7 protein-coding genes are annotated in these 14602 nt (G+C 36.6%); 3 read left to right on the forward strand and 4 right to left on the reverse strand.

Annotation, left to right across the window (positions count from 1 at the left end; translation table 11 throughout):
• Positions 1 to 19: 19 nt before the first annotated feature.
• Positions 20 to 2446: a DUF4982 domain-containing protein gene (locus ICJ85_RS06780; protein ID WP_188223010.1), complete on the forward strand. Its 2427-nt coding sequence runs from the start codon at positions 20 to 22 to the stop codon at positions 2444 to 2446.
• Positions 2447 to 2499: 53 nt separating this feature from the next.
• Here ICJ85_RS06780 and ICJ85_RS06785 read toward each other — a convergent pair whose 3' ends face one another.
• The 4 genes from ICJ85_RS06785 to ICJ85_RS06800 all read right to left on the reverse strand — a co-directional run bounded on the left by ICJ85_RS06785 (position 2500) and on the right by ICJ85_RS06800 (position 9410).
• On the reverse strand, positions 2500 to 4002 hold the full coding sequence (locus ICJ85_RS06785) for a rhamnogalacturonan acetylesterase (RefSeq protein ID WP_188223011.1): 1503 nt from the start codon (positions 4000 to 4002) through the stop codon (positions 2500 to 2502).
• Between the two features lie 13 nt (positions 4003 to 4015).
• A complete protein-coding gene (locus ICJ85_RS06790) occupies positions 4016 to 6868 on the reverse strand; it encodes a glycoside hydrolase family 2 protein (protein ID WP_188223012.1) in 2853 nt (950 codons plus the stop codon).
• A 117-nt stretch (positions 6869 to 6985) separates the two neighbouring features.
• Positions 6986 to 8290, reverse strand: coding sequence for a rhamnogalacturonan acetylesterase (locus ICJ85_RS06795; protein WP_188223013.1), 1305 nt, complete (start codon positions 8288 to 8290; stop codon positions 6986 to 6988).
• A 73-nt stretch (positions 8291 to 8363) separates the two neighbouring features.
• Positions 8364 to 9410 carry a GntR family transcriptional regulator gene (locus ICJ85_RS06800; RefSeq protein WP_188223014.1) on the reverse strand — a complete coding sequence of 349 codons (1047 nt, stop codon included), beginning with the start codon at positions 9408 to 9410 and terminating at the stop codon, positions 8364 to 8366.
• Positions 9411 to 9658: 248 nt separating this feature from the next.
• Between ICJ85_RS06800 and ICJ85_RS06805 the strand changes: the two genes are divergently transcribed.
• Both ICJ85_RS06805 and ICJ85_RS06810 read left to right on the forward strand, forming a co-directional pair.
• Positions 9659 to 11137 (forward strand): glycoside hydrolase family 28 protein, encoded by a 1479-nt coding sequence (locus ICJ85_RS06805; protein ID WP_188223015.1) that lies wholly within the window; start codon positions 9659 to 9661, stop codon positions 11135 to 11137.
• 36 nt (positions 11138 to 11173) lie between these two features.
• Positions 11174 to 14602, forward strand: coding sequence for a DUF4450 domain-containing protein (locus tag ICJ85_RS06810; RefSeq protein ID WP_188223016.1), 3429 nt, complete (start codon positions 11174 to 11176; stop codon positions 14600 to 14602).

A 14602-nucleotide genomic window follows, 5' to 3' on the forward strand; every position in this document is an offset into this window, starting at 1 on the left:
AGCTTTAAAACAACTCCTTATGCGTTTTTCAAATTTTGTTCTTTCAATTATTATAATATCTACTCTTAAACTATCTGCTCAGACTAGGCAGATTATTAATTTAAAAGAGGGTTGGAAATTCACTAAAGGAAATATTGAAAAAGCTTCTGAAAAAGACTTTAATGATAGTAAATGGGAAACAGTAAACGTTCCACACGATTGGGCTATTTACGGTCCATTTGATAAAGAAATCGATAAGCAAACGGTAGCCATTGAACAAAACGGAGAGAAAGAAGCAACCGAAAAAACAGGGCGTACTGGGGCTTTGCCGTATATAGGTGATGGCTGGTATCGTAAAACATTTAAACTTTCTGATGTTAAAGTAAATCAAAAAGTATTATTAACGTTTGATGGCGCTATGAGTCAACCAAAGGTTTATGTAAACGGTAAGAAAGTAGGCGAGTGGAATTACGGTTATAATTACTTTTATTTCGATATCACAGAGTTTTTAGAAGAAGACAATGTTTTAGCAGTGCATTTATCAAATCAGGGTGAATCTTCCCGTTGGTATCCAGGAGCTGGATTGTACAGAAAAGTACAGCTCATTATAAAAAATAAAGAAAGCATAAACCATTGGGGAACGTTTATTACCACGCCGCTGGTTTCAAAGGATGTTGCAAAAGTAAATGTAAAAACTCAAGTTACAGGGAGTGATTTTAAACTGGTAACGACCATTTTTGACGCAGATGGAAACGAAGTTGCTTTAAATGAAACAAGTACTATGTTCGATAATCAATTCGAACAAAACATTCCTGTAAATAATCCAAACTTATGGAGCCCGGAGTCACCATATTTGTACACTGCTAATTTAAAGCTTTATAAAGATGAGACGTTATTTGATGAGGTGTCTACAACATTTGGCATTCGTACCATTGCTTATGAAGCCAATAAGGGTTTTAGTTTAAATGGCGAAGTTCGAAAGTTTAAGGGTGTTTGTCTGCATCATGATTTAGGACCTCTTGGAGCCGCAATAAATACTTCAGCTTTGCGAAGACAACTTCGTATTTTAAAAGATATGGGGGTTGATGCGATTAGAAGTTCTCACAATATGCCATCGTTAGAACAATTAGAATTATGTGACGAAATGGGCTTTATGTTTTTAGCTGAAAGTTTTGACGAGTGGGCAAAAGCGAAAGTTAAAAATGGCTATCATCAGTTTTTTGAGTCTGATGTGGAAAAGGATTTGGTAAACCTAATTCATGCCACCCGCAACCATCCGTGTATCGTCATGTGGAGTTCTGGTAACGAGGTGCCCGATCAGTTTGGTGCCGAAGGTGTAAAACGCGCAAAACGTTTACAGGATATTTTTCATCGTGAAGACCCAACACGTCCGGTAACTGTTGGTATGGATCGTGTAGCGCAAACTATGAAATCTGGTTTCGGAGCACTTTTAGATGTACCTGGATTAAATTATCGTGTGCATTTATATGAAGAAGCGTTTGAAAAGTTTCCGCAGGGATTCATTTTGGGTTCTGAAACGGCTTCTACAGTGAGTTCAAGAGGTGTTTATAAGTTTCCTGTTGAAAAGGCAAGCATGAAGCAATACGACGACTTTCAGTGTTCGTCGTACGATTTAGAATATTGTAGTTGGTCTAATTTGCCGGATGACGATTTTGTGCTTCAGGATGATAAACCTTGGGTCATCGGGGAATTTGTATGGACCGGTTTCGATTATTTAGGAGAGCCAACACCTTATGACGATAAATGGCCGTCACGTAGCTCGTATTTCGGAATTAATGATTTGGCGGGACTACCTAAAGATCGTTTTTATTTATACCGTAGCAGGTGGAATACTAAAGATGAAACACTTCACATTTTACCACACTGGAATTGGGAAGGACGAGAAGGTGAAACAACTCCGGTGTTTGTGTATACGAGTTATAACAGTGCCGAATTGTTTGTAAACGGAAAAAGTATGGGGATTCAGAAAAAAAATAATGAAACCCCTCAAAGCCGTTACCGTTTAATGTGGATGGGTGTTAAATATGAACCGGGAACCATTAAAGTTGTAGCTTTCGATAATGAAGGAAATCCAGCTGAAGAAAAAGAAATTCACACCGCAGGAAAACCTTATAAAATTGTTTTAGAACCAGAACAACAACAAATTAAGGCAAACGGAGAGGATTTGGCTTTTGTTAGAGTGTCTGTAGTCGATAAAAAAGGAATTCCTTGTTCTACGGCGACTAATCAGTTAGAATTTAAAGTATCTGGAAACGGAACCTATCGTGCTGCCTGTAATGGTGATGCTACATCTTTAGAGCTTTTTCATTTGCCTACAATGAAATTGTTTAGCGGTCAATTGGTGGTATTGGTTCAAACCACGAAAGAAGCTGGAGATATTCAGTTAAAAGTGAGAGGTAAAGGACTCAAAACAGGAGAAGTGACATTGAAGTCTACTAATCCATAAAAAAATGCTTCGAATAATTTCGAAGCATTTTTTTATGTGTAACAAACTATTTACTAATCAAAATAAATATAACTTCGTAAGCCCAGTCTTCTTGATTTTTTAAATAGTTCCGCTACAGTTTTAGCTGTAAATGTAGCGCCTTCCAAATTAGTGTGAGTGTGGTCTTGCGGAAAAAATGGTTTTACTTGTTCTTTGCCTAAAGCCTCATATTTGGTAGCAACTATATCATTTATATCGAAAAACGGTACATGTTCAGCTTCAGCAACTTCTTTTGCCCATTTTACATAGCTATCGGTGCGTCTTTCGGCCTTACCGTTTGGCCATTCGTTACGTGGTGTTAGGCTTAAAATAATTGGGTTTGCACCTTTTTCTTTAGTGTCGTTTACCATCTTTTTTAAGTACCAACCATAAGTATGAACAGTTTCAAGTCCGGTGCTGTCGCGCATCACTTCCTGAGTTTCTTCTCCAACACCTTTTAAAGAACCTCTGTATTTCTTCTTATCAATGTTTCCGGCATCATTGTGTCCAAATTGAATAACGACAAAATCTCCCTCCTGAAATTCGCTTTTAGCAGCATCCCATAAACCTTCGTAAATAAACGTTCTGGTGCTTCGTCCGCCACGCGCTTTATTAATAACATTGACTTGCGTGGTATCGCAAAATTGTGGGAACGGAACACCCCAACCAATGGTGTTTGGGTTACTGCTGCTCGCCATAGTTGAATCGCCAATTAAGAAGATATTTTTCTTTTTTGGAAGAACAACTTTTACATCGTTAAGGATATAATTTTTTATAGAATTATCGGTTTGTTTTAATTCATTGATAATAAGCGATGCTGCCATTGCAGCTCCTCTTGCTGATGGATGCGTGTGGTCGCGTTTGTAGAAATAGGTTCCTGTAACGTTATCTTCGCCAAAACCTTCAAGTTTCGCTGCCATTTTTTCATTTAAATTAATGAATGTCGCGCCTGTTTTTTCTGCAATTTGCTTCGCCCATAATCCGTAAGAATTATCATTTCTTGGTACTTTACCATCATGCCAGTCGTTTCTTGGAATAGGAGACATAATAATAGGAATAGCGCCTTTAGCCTGCGTTTCCTTAACCACTTTTTCAATATACCATCCGTAAGAGTGAACAATTTCGTGTTCGCCAGTAATCAAGTTGGTTATTTCTTCGGTTTCATTACCAATCCCTTTTATTGTTCCACGTGCTCTTATGGTATCATTTACAGGACCGTTATCGTTATGTCCGAACTGAATCATGACATAATCGCCTCGTTTTAATTGCTTTTGGACAGAGTCCCATAAGCCTAAATTCTGATAAGTACGACTACTAGTTCCTCCTAATGCATGGTTTTCAACGTTAATTTTTGTACTGTCTAAAAACTGACCGATAAAATCGCCCCAACCCCAAAGACCTCCATAACCATCGCCACGACCATTTTTTACGGTTGAATCACCAACAGTGTATAATGTTGGTGTTGTATTTTTTTGTTGTGCACAGGAAGTTATTGAAATACAGAGGCACAAGAATGTTAATAACTTAAATTTTTTCATCAATATGTAATATTTAGTTGTCAGATCTAAAATCGAACCATAAGGTCATAGGAATACCTTCATCACCACTTTTAATACGAATGTTTGTAGGTTGACTTTCTGGTCCTTGATGTTCTAAAGGTTTAAAAGCGCGCATTCCAGGAATCTCATACATGAATGAAATATTTCCTTCTGGGAATCTTGGCTGCGGGAATACTTTTGAAACCGCATGCTTTGGTAAATCAGGCGTGAATAATCTGAAGAAAAGCTTATCGTTTTCACTAAAGAATTTATAATCACCATGGTTGGTTTTAAGATTACCTCCAATAAAATTGGCATGATAACCTTTGAATTCCGGGTATACTAAATTTTCAAAACTTTCACCGGTAACAGTGGTATTATAATCTTTCTCCCAAAGCCCAAGAGTTGTCCCTTTAATTCGGTTTTTCCAAACATGGTAAGGACCATTGCCAATCCATTTCATAGCTTCAACACCTTCTTCAGGAAAATCGAAGGTAACACCAAACTGATTGATGGCTCCTTCAAAAAATGCCCCGTCAAAACCACTATTTCTTCCTGCATTTTTCAGAAATATCAATTCTAATTTTAAACGTCCGTCGTTAAATAGGGTCCAGGTGGCAGTTTCGATACCTCCCGCATATTTAAAAATGCAAATAGCCGCTTCTTTAGTTTGAGAAATAGAAACGTCTTCAACTTCAGCTTTCATACCAACCGGTTTTGGTCCGTTTGTGAACGGGACATCTCCTTTTTTGTTTTGAATACTGATGATTTGCCCTGTTTTAGTATCTAATTTTACTGTAAGAGCTTTACTTGATAATGTGATTTCGTTATCTGTTTTTTCAGCTTTTGCTTCTTTTTTAAGGTCATTTTTAGCAATGAGTTTATTGGCTAAATATGATGCTTTATGAATTGGCCATGACCAAGTATAAATTTCACGACCATGTTTGTCTGTTGCTGTTATTTCTAACCAATCACCTTCAAAAAAGTTGGAAGGAACATTGAAATGAATAGTTCTGGTTTCACCTGGAGTTATGCTTTCAATAGTAATTGGATTAGAGGCAATAACTTCAGCTTTATCATCGGTATATAAAATTTCTTCGGTCGCTTTTAAAACGCGATATTCTAGTTTACATGTGTTTAAATCTGTAAAGATATAATCGTTAGTTACCAAGAAAGAACCGTCGAATTTTTGAGTAATTTGTTTAGGAGCAAATTGAATAGGAGACCATACTTCTTTAACTGTAAAGAAACTGCCTTCTTTTTCTCTATGCGGACCTAAAACACCGTCGGCCGCTAGGTTACCTTTGGAATCATATTTTTGCTCTCCCGTCCAATCAGTTCGTAAAACAGCTTCATCCAGCATGGCCCACATAAAACCGCCTGCGAATAATGGACTTTGTTTATATCGCGTCCAGAAATCTTCAAGTCCGGCACCAATACCGTTGTCGTAAGTACCATGCATAAATTCCGTTGGGAAAAATACATTTTCACCGTTATTAAAGCGGTGCATACCTGTTAAATACGTTGGGTAATGGTGAGTGTCCCAGCCATCGAAATCAGACCATGGATGAATTACAATACGCTTTTGAGGGTCGTATTCGTGGAAGACATGGTCTATTTCGTAATTCCATCCTCCTTCATTGCCATGATCCCAGATAATTACAGAAGGGTGATTCACATCGCGCTGAACTGTTTCTTTGATGAGTTGTGTTCCGGTTTTGGTATCATAACCATTTTGCCACCCTGCAACTTCATTTAAAACAAATAAACCAAGGGAGTCACAAGCTTCAAGGAAATGTGAGTCTGGAGGATAATGAAAACGAACGGCATTCATATTCATGTCCTTAATCAGGTTTACATCTAAAACACTAATATCTTTATCTGTGCTTCTGCCAGATTCCGGCCAAATGGTATGGCGGTTAATACCTTTCATGATAATCTTTTTACCATTTACGTAGATGCCATCTTTTTTAAGGAATTCTAGAGTCCTGAATCCGATTTTTGTTTTTGAGGTATGAAGTATTTCATTTTCTGATTTCAACTCTAAGGTAAGCGTATATAGATTTGGTGATTCCGGGTTCCAGGTTTTCACGTCATCCCATTTTGCTGAAATGGTTTGGTGAGTTTTTTTGTCATCTAAAGGAATCGTTATAGTTTTGAATGATTCATGGCTTGCAATTGGACTGATAGTAGCTTCTATACTTGCTTTTTTGGGAAGATTAATGATGTCTAAATCGGCTGAAAGTGAGCCATCCATTTTAGCATCAACAGCAACATGTTCAATGTATGTTTTAGGAGAAACCTCTAACCAAACTGGTCTGTAAATACCACCAAACAACCACCAGTCGGTTTTACGCTCAGCGTTATTTACGGTGTTGTTACTGGAGTGCTTAGAAACGTGAACTTCAAGCAGATTGTCTTCACTATAGTTTAGAAGGGAAGTAATATCGTATTTAAATTCGTAAAAGCCGCCTTGGTGAATTGGTCCTGCCGATTCCCCGTTGATTTTAACTTCAGTATCGGTCATAGCGCCTCCAAAAACTATGGTGACATTCTGATTTTTATAAGTTTCTGGGATGCTGAAGTTGTATTTGTAAAATCCTTCCTCTTTACTCGGTTCTTTTTGGTTAAGTTCTTTATACCAGCGACCGTATGTGTACTCACCAAAACCTTCTAGTTCCCAGTTTGAAGGTACGTTTATTGTTGACCATGTTTTACTGTTGTGCCCGTCGGTACACATAAACTCCCAAGAAACTGGGTGTTTAAAATCTTTTCCGGAAAGGTAGATTTTTTGGGTTTCCTGCGCATGGCTAAAGAAAGTTATTGCAAAAAGAACAAAAAGTGTGTGTAATGTATTTAATCTCATTTGTGTTTAGTGGCGTTGATTGTTATGCGTTTTTTGTGAAACACATTCTGTAAATGTACTTTATACATTTATGAGAACTATCCTGTGGTATCATGTGTTTTGTAAAGAACAGGCCCTTTAATTACCATCAGGTTTTTTAATTTCAAATCGTGTACTCGTCGGTAGCGTCCAATTGCTAATTACATTTGGTTTTTTAGGATTGTACTCTGGAATATTTGGTCTAAGGTGTTTTTGTAAATCTAAGTGTAAATCTTTAATGCCTTGAACCACACATTTAGCAATTTCGTTAGCTCCAAAACTGTTAAAATGCGTATTGTCTTCTAATTTTTTGCTTTGTCCTGGAAATGTATTTGCCGGATATTGAACAAAGGCCTGCCTAGATGGTTCGTCTCCCCAACTTTCGTACATATCTGTTGTCATTTTCGTGATATCAATTAATGGGACATTCATATCTTTTGCTACTTTACGCATAGCAGCAGGGAAGTCGCCATGAGTTGTTTTTAAAGTGCCATCTGCATTGAACGCTCGGCGTTGCGTTGGAGTACATAGGATGGGGATTCCGCCTTTTTCTCGTGCTTTTGTGATATATTCTTTTAAATAGTTTGTGTATGACTCCCAGGGACCAATGCCATCACCTTTTTGTTTTTCATCGTTATGAGCAAATTCTATAAATAGATAATCGCCTGACTTCATTAGCGATAGAATTTTGTCTAAACGTTTTACAGCTTTAAAAGCACTAAGGGAAGAACCAGACTCGGCATAATTCGCAACAACTACATCAGCTGATAGATAATTGGTGAAAAATTGCCCCCACGATGCCCAGGGTTCTACATCCTGATCGGTAACCGTTGAATCGCCGGCAAGGAAAATGGTAGTGATGTTTGAAACCGGAGTTATGCTAATATTTTGAATCGCTGGACTTCCTGAAAATTCTAAAGTTAATTTGTCATCCCAGTTAAGTTGGCGTTTATCACGGTCTTTTATTCGAATGGAAGAATTATTATCAATTTTAGGTGTTCTTACATTAACGGTAAAGGAATAGTGAACGGTGTCTTTTTTTTCGACTTGGAGTTCCTTAATCATTAAACGTCTGGATTCAGCTTTTACGGTCGTTTCAGAACATTTTTTATCACCTAAAACTAAATCGACTTTGTAAAATCCTTCGGGTAATTTTATTGAAAAATAAACCGAACTTTTTGAAGTTAATGCCTGCTTGGTGAATTTAGTATTATTAGCGGTATTAAAGTCAAAACCATAGCCAGTAGCTTCATTGTATATTGTAGCTTCGGAAATATTTACAGTATTGTCGGAAGTGTTTTTTGTTCCAAAGCTAAATGATTTATTTAGATTAGATTGCGCAGTAGTATAAAGTGTGACTAGTAAAAATAAAAGATTTAGTAAGTTGGTTTTGTGGTGGATCATAAAATTTATTTTTGACTAAAATATTAGTCTGATTGTAAAGATCCATCCTGTACTATTCTGAAATAGAACCTTTTTAAACCGAATTCCTTTCTATGTAATCAAAAACGTTCTTTACTTTTTCTTTTTTGTTATTTAAAACCAGATAAGCTGCTGTCTCACCCATAGCTTTAAAATGGGTACTAACTACGTTAATACCTAAGAGGTCTTTTAGAGGCGTATCGTTATACGAAATGATACCGATATCTTCTCCTAAAGCTAAATTTTTGGCACGTACCTGACGAACTAAATTCACTAAGTCGTGTTCTTCAATAATGATGTAGGTGTCCTTACTGTCAAGATCCATGTCATCGTAAATTTCATTTAAAATCTCAAAATCGAAATTAAATTTTGAACAAAATTTTCTAAAACCGTGGACAATGCGCTGAGGGTAAGGGTATACTGATTTTGATGGGTACACCAAAACAAGCTTGTCGTATTTTTTTAGTTTGTCAACACCTTTTTTTAAAGCGTTGTATATATCTTCTTGAAAATCTTGATAAACCGCGCCATAATTCCCTTCTATTTGCAGTTTATTGTTATCTAAAATAATAAGCTTGTCTTTAGGGACTTTATTTAAAACATCCTGAACCATGTTAGTGGTACTTATATGGTTCGAATCATCAGTTTTAAAATGAGGCATAATCACATAATAGTCGTAGGCGCCAAGATTGCGTTCTAAAGTTTTGGCAAAGATAGATTCTTCACAGTGGTATACCGATAAAGTGACAAGACTATTCATGCCTAAGCTGTTAACAAATGAGTTGTAAATCATCATTTTGTAGGAACTCAGTTTGTTAATCATGAAGAAGATTTGAATTTTAGAAATCAAATCGGTCTTTGCGGTATAGTAGCCCTTACCTTTAACAGAGATAATAACCTTCTGTTCTTTGAGTTGTTTATAGGCTTTTTCTACTGTGTCACGAGAAAGATAACAGGACTCACTTAGTTCATTAATGGAAGGTATTTTTTCACCAACCTTTAATTTGCCCTTCGAAATATCATTAATAATAGAATCAACAATTTGCTTGTATTTGGGGACACGAGACGATTCATTAATTTTAATTTCAATTTGTTGAGCCATAAAATGAATTGCTATAATTAGAAACTCTGCTTGAGAGGGTTGATAGCAAAATTAACATAAAAATAGAATTGAAGTAATCTTATAGTAGGTTTTTTAAGGATTTACAAGGAATTCGAACTAAACATTGCGAAGCTTAAAATGACTAAAAGAATAAAAGAAATAGATTTTATGTAAGTAATATCGTGTAAGTACAGGATACTTAACTTTTAGTTATCGGTTATATTTACGTTTCACAATTCAACTAAACTATGAACCACATTAAACTTGCAGGGCTTATTCTGTATAGCCTATTGACTATTTCGTGTAAACAAAAAGACGCTTCAGTAAAGAAAGAAAAAAGCAATGCAGAATTCTTTATTCCAGAATGGGTTGATAAGGTAGGAGCGAAGTCCTTTGAAAATAAAAAGGAAATCTTTTTTGTCAATGATTATGGTGCTGTAAATGATGGGAAAACTTTAAATACCGAAGCCATTCAAAAAACCATTGACGCTTGTTTTGATGCTGGTGGAGGTGTTGTAACCTTCAAACCGGGAAGCTATTTATCGGGCTCCATTTTTATTAAGAGTGGTATTAACTTTATTGTTCCAAAAGGCGTAACAATAAAAGGAAGTGAAAATATCGAAGATTATAAGGAAATCGATACACGTGTTGCGGGTGTAGAAATGGTGTGGCCTGCCGCTTTAATAAATGTGAAAGAACAAACTAATGTTGTTTTAGGAGGTGATGGTGTGATAGACGGACAAGGTAAAGTGTTTTGGGATTACTACTGGGATTTAAGAAAGAAAGATTACGAGCCCCGAGGACTGCGTTGGATTGTTGATTATGATGCAAAGCGCCCGCGAACCGTTTTAGTCCAGAATTCAAAAAATGTATTCGTTCAAGATTTGAATTTACAACGTGCTGGATTTTGGACAGTACAGGTATTATACTCAGAATACATTACGATCGATGGTTTAAAAATAAGAAACAATATTGGAGGCCACGGACCAAGCACCGATGGTGTGGATATCGACTCTTCGAAATGGATTTTAGTACAAAATTGTGATATCGATTGTAATGACGATAACTTTTGTTTAAAGGCTGGTCGTGACTGGGATGGTCAACGCGTTAATAAACCCACCGAATATGTCGTGATAAAGGACTGTATTGCAAGACAGGGAGCTGGGTTGTTTACTTTAGGTAGTGAAACTTCCGGAAGTATTCGTCATGTATTTGTGTCTAACATAAAAGGAATGGGTACTAAAAATGGATTGAATATAAAATCAGCAACTAATCGAGGCGGAACTGTTGAAGATATCTATTTAGAGAATATTAAAATGGACAGCGTTCGTACCTTTATGCAAGTGGGCATGAACTGGAATCCGAATTATAGTTATTCTAAATTACCAGAAGAGTTTAATAAAGATTCCATTCCTATTCATTGGAAAAAAATGTTAGAAAAGGTTGACCCTAAAAAAGGGATTCCGACCTTTAGAGATATAACCTTAAATAATATCCATGTAAAGGGAGCCCAAACAGCAATTAATGTAAATGGATTAGAACAATCGGTAATTGATAATATAACATTAAACAATGTTTATATTCAGGCAAAAACAGCAGGTAAAATAAGTTATAGTTCTAATTGGATACTTAATAATGTAAAAATTTTACCCGATGACGGAGGGCAGGTATTGTTAGAAAACACGCAAAAAGTTGATTTGCCAGCGTCCGTTTACCAAACAAAATAATTAATCAACTAAACTATAAACGACATAAGGCTTTAAATGAATTTATTAAAATCGAGAATACTTGCTATTAGTTTTGGCTTATTTGGAGGTATGCTAGGTCAATTACCAGCGCAAGAATTGACCGGAAAACAGGCAGAACTACGACAGATACATTACCTTCCTAAAGGGGAAAGTTTTATTCTAAAAAACGGCTCAAGAAAATTTAATAGAGCATTATACGGAACAAATACAGGTTTTAGGGTAGAAGCTGGCGATTTGCCTGAGTATGCTTTGTATATGCCAGGCATGGGAGGTAACTTTAAATTAGGAATTACTACAGAAGAAAAAAGCAAGTGGCTTACCGAATGTGATGTTATTGCAACGAAATATACGCCAGGAGTAATGCTTTATGAAATAGAAGACACATTACTTGAAAGAGGCATAATAAAAATAGAAGTTGCTGCACATGCCGATACCGAAGCCATGATGCTTAAAGTGAGTACTGAAAATATTCCAAAGGGTATATCATTAATTTGGGCTTATGGCGGAGCTACGGGTAAAAAGTTTCATCGCGATGGTGATATAGGTGCCGATCCGGAATCGGTGTTTTATATGCATCCTGAGTATTGTGTTAATAATCAATATGAAGTTAAAGATGATATGTTTTTGTTGCATTACGGATCAGAAAGTAACAAGCAGAAAACAGGGAACAATAGAAGTGTTTCAGGGTATTTTCCAAAATCCAGAACTAAAATTGTTGAAGCTAATTTAGCAGCTAACCCAAAAGAGCTTTTTTCATCCCAAGAAGATGTAAGCCCAATAGTTATTGGAGAAATCTCACTAAAGAAAGGTGAAACGCTATATTGGAAACTTGAGAATAGCAACACCTTATCCGATGTTACACAATCGCAATTAGCAACCGAATTTAATCGAGCTTTAAGTAAAGTTAAAGCGTTACGCTCTCGTGTAACTTTAAAAACCCCAAATCCATTCATTAATACACTCGGCAGTGCTTTAGCTGTTGCAGCAGATGGTATATGGGAATCACCAGCGTATTTACATGGTGCTGTGGCTTGGCGTATGCATTTAAATGCCTGGCGAGGCGCTTATGTAGCCAACCCTTTAGGTTGGCACGACCGGGCAAAAACTCATTTTGAAAGCTATGGTAATTCACAGGTTTTAGAACCAGAAACGGGCCCGGTAGTGTTAGACAGCTCCAGAAATTTTGCCAGACAAAAGGAGGTCTTAGGTACGGCTATGTTTAGTCGAGGGTATATAAGTCGTCACCCGAATAACAATACAAAGGCCCACCATTACGATATGAATTCCGTGTTTATTAATCAGTTGTTACGTGGTTATCAATGGACGAGCGATTTAGATTTTATGCGTAAGATGTGGCCGGTGGTTCAACGTCATTTAGCTTGGGAAAAACGAAACTTTGATGCGGATAAAGATGGACTTTACGATGCTTACGCTACCATTTGGGCAAGCGATGCTTTACAATATATGGGGAGTGGCGTGACGTATTCATCAGCATATAATTATTCAGCAAATTTACTGGCGGCGAGTATAGCCAAACTTTTAGGTGAAGATAATGACGTGTATATTAATGAAGCGAAACATATTAAATCAGCCATTGAAGAAAAATTGTGGATTTCTGAAAAAGGTGTTTTTGCAGAGTATAAAGATTTATTAGGAAATCAATTATTGCACGACCATCCAGGTATTTGGACTATCTATCATGGTTTAGATGAAGGCATTGCTAATGAATTTCAAGCGTATCAATCATTACGATATATAGATACCGAAATTCCTCATATTCCTGTTAAAGCAGAAGGCTTACCTCAAACAGACTTAGAGTTGATTTCTACAACCAATTGGCAACCTTATACCTGGTCGGTTAATAATGTAGCCTTAGCCGAAAATTTGCATACGGCTTTAGCGTATTGGCAAGGCGGTCGAAAGGAGGAAGCCTATAAATTATGGGAAAGTGCTTTGGTTGAAAGCATGTATTTAGGAGCATCACCGGGCGGATTTCAGCAATTGTCGTATTACGATGCCATCCGCGGGGAGTTGTATCGCGATTTTGCAGATCCCATTGGTATGGCGGCACGTTCGTTAGTTGAAGGACTGTTTGGTATTAATCCGAATGCTATAGAAAACACTTTAGTTATTAAACCTGGGTTTCCAGAAGCATGGGATAATGCGTCTTTAAACATTCCTGATATCCATATAGATTTCCACAAAAAAGCTGAGGTTTCAGAGTTTCAAATCGAATCAAAATTCACAAAAGAAATGAAACTGTATTTGGAAGTTAATGTTCGTAATAGCGGTGTGGAATATGTTGAAATAAACGGAAAGAAGACGGATTGGTCATTAAAAGAAAACAGTATTGGAACACCAAAATTGATCATTGAAAGCCCGTATCAAAAAAAGTATGATATTAAAATCTATTGGAAAACTGAACCTTTAGATCAACCTGTTTTTGAGTTTTCTGGAAAGCAGAATGATATTAAAATATTTTCAACAGAAAAGGCAGATATACTTCAGGTATACGATCCTCAAGAAACCATTTCAGAGGTTAGCAGGAGTGGACATCAATTAAAGTTTAAATTACAATCAGATGAAGGTAATAAAACCTTATTTGTTCAGTTAAAACAAAACGATGTAGTGTGGTGGCAACCTATTCATTTGAATATTGTTAAAGATAAATCAATCTCGAGATTTCAAAACTGGGATGAAAAACTTCCGGAAACCACGAAATTCGAGATGATTGATTTACAAAATGTTTTCAACAGTAAAGTCACAGACATTTTTGAGGAAAAATATTTAAGTCCGCGACCATCATCGCCAACCTTACAACTGCCAACTCAAGGTATTGGGAACTGGTGTTATCCATACATTAAACCAGAAATAAATGATTCAGGGTTACGCCAAAAAGCAGGGCCGAATAATACCATTGTAAGTCCGCAAAATATTCCATTTAAAACGCCTTCCGAAGTAACTAATAAGAATATTGCTTTTGTATCGCAATGGGATAATTTTCCGAAGGAAATTGAAATTCCATTGTCAGGGCATTCATCACATGCATATTTTATGATGGCAGGAACAACAAACCCGATGCAAAGCCGATTTACTAACGGGGAAATTGTTGTTAATTATACTGATGGCACTTCAGAAATACTGGATTTAAAGAATCCAGAAAACTGGTGGCCTATCGAACAGGATTATTTTGTAGATGGCCTTGCATTTACGACCGATGCGCCAAAACCTCCAAGAGTTTATTTTAAAAATGGAGAAATTACCAGAGTTTTTAAGGATTTTACTCCAATAAAAGGGTTTTCAGATTTTGGAATCGATGGCGGCGCCGGAACCATTTTAGATTTGCCTCTAAATGATTCAAAGACTTTAAAAAGTTTAGAATTAAGAGCTATAGCTAACGATGTGGTTATTGGCCTGATGAGTTTAACGTTAATACGTCAATAA

Source organism: Aestuariibaculum marinum (genome assembly GCF_014596975.1).
Taxonomy (GTDB): domain Bacteria; phylum Bacteroidota; class Bacteroidia; order Flavobacteriales; family Flavobacteriaceae; genus Aestuariibaculum; species Aestuariibaculum marinum.

Excerpts from the sequence above, each read along its gene's own strand:
- ICJ85_RS06780 (WP_188223010.1), top strand. The coding sequence starts at position 20 with ATGCGTTTTTCAAATTTTGTTCTTTCAATTATTATAATATCTACTCTT.
- ICJ85_RS06785 (WP_188223011.1), bottom strand. The coding sequence starts at position 4,002 with ATGAAAAAATTTAAGTTATTAACATTCTTGTGCCTCTGTATTTCAATA.
- ICJ85_RS06790 (WP_188223012.1), bottom strand. The coding sequence starts at position 6,868 with ATGAGATTAAATACATTACACACACTTTTTGTTCTTTTTGCAATAACT.
- ICJ85_RS06795 (WP_188223013.1), bottom strand. The coding sequence starts at position 8,290 with ATGATCCACCACAAAACCAACTTACTAAATCTTTTATTTTTACTAGTC.
- ICJ85_RS06800 (WP_188223014.1), bottom strand. The coding sequence starts at position 9,410 with ATGGCTCAACAAATTGAAATTAAAATTAATGAATCGTCTCGTGTCCCC.
- ICJ85_RS06805 (WP_188223015.1), top strand. The coding sequence starts at position 9,659 with ATGAACCACATTAAACTTGCAGGGCTTATTCTGTATAGCCTATTGACT.
- ICJ85_RS06810 (WP_188223016.1), top strand. The coding sequence starts at position 11,174 with ATGAATTTATTAAAATCGAGAATACTTGCTATTAGTTTTGGCTTATTT.